General features: G+C 61.3%; 1 protein-coding gene and 1 pseudogene. Both read right to left on the reverse strand.

Annotation, left to right across the window (positions count from 1 at the left end; genetic code table 11):
• Positions 1-209: 209 nt before the first annotated feature.
• Entirely contained in the window at positions 210-896 is a 687-nt protein-coding gene (locus IVA75_RS07755; RefSeq protein WP_247290035.1) for an IS630 family transposase, read from the reverse strand.
• Positions 897-1,028, reverse strand: a pseudogene (locus tag IVA75_RS07760) (IS3 family transposase); the annotation flags it as partial.
• Positions 1,029-1,133: the final 105 nt, after the last annotated feature.

Here is a 1,133-nt window from a genome sequence, read left to right on the forward strand (position 1 = left end):
ACCTGGCGTCCCCAGAAGCATCGAAATCCTCGTGCCGCCGGAAAGCTTGCCGATCCTCGAATGGCTCGGTATCAAAACGTCGAAATCACTGTGATGAACTAGTGGTTCATCACAGTGATTTTGACTCTTTGGGGGTGGCTGGATAGGCGCGGCCGAGTTTGGCGCGGGCTTTATCTGTTGTGAACATCCATTTGATGCGGGCTCGGGTTTTATTCCGTCTCTTTTGCCATGCTGCGATCTCGTTTCGGAGCCTTTTGGGATCGTAAGATGCGGCGGCCGAGACACTGGCGCTGTAGCGCGCTGATCTCGCACTCGGACCATATTGAGCCAACTGGCGTGCTTCGGGGTGAAGTGGAATTCGAGGCGGCGCAGGATGCGCCGGCCTCGGCGGGCACGAAGGCCTCGTACAGCGCCCCAGGCTTATGGATCGACAAATTGTCCTGCACGACACGGATGCAGACGGCGTCGGGATAATGGACGTCGACGAGATCACGCATCCAGTGGGCGTAGTCCACGGCGGCGCGGCGGTGGGTGACCTTGATGTTGCGCCAGCCCCGATGTGGATCGCAGGTGACGAAGAGATTGGCGGTGCCGTTGCGGCGATACTCGTGATCGTAGCGCTCGCGCTGTCCCGGTTGGGCCGGGATCGGCTGGCGCACCTCGCCGATCAGCTGGATGGGAGTCTCGTCGAAGCAGACCAGCGGCCGGGCGGGATTCTGCGTCTCGGCGTAGAGGTCGAGCACGTTCCCCATGCGGGCAACGTATTCGCCGTCGACATGGGGAATGCACCACATGTCCCTGCGCCACGGCTTGAGGTCGTTCTCGGCCAACCGGCGACGCCCGGTCTCGCCCGATAGGCTGTTGTGATCGATGAGCTTGACGATCGTGTCGGCCAACTGGCGAAGGCTGGCATCGTCAGCCTGGGTCGTCCGGTATCTCATGGTCATGCGGCAGCAGCCGATGGCTTTACACGCCCGCCGTTCGCTCATCCCGAATGCCTCGCGCAGATGGACGAGAGCTTTCCGCTTCACCACTAGACTGTATGTCCCCTCCACAAAATGAGGCGACTCACCCTCGATGTTGCGACGAGGGTTGCCTGGATGGACCGGGCAGAGCCTCAAACAAGGAGGGCG

The sequence above is a fragment of the Bradyrhizobium sp. 134 genome, assembly GCF_023074155.1.
GTDB lineage: Bacteria > Pseudomonadota > Alphaproteobacteria > Rhizobiales > Xanthobacteraceae > Bradyrhizobium.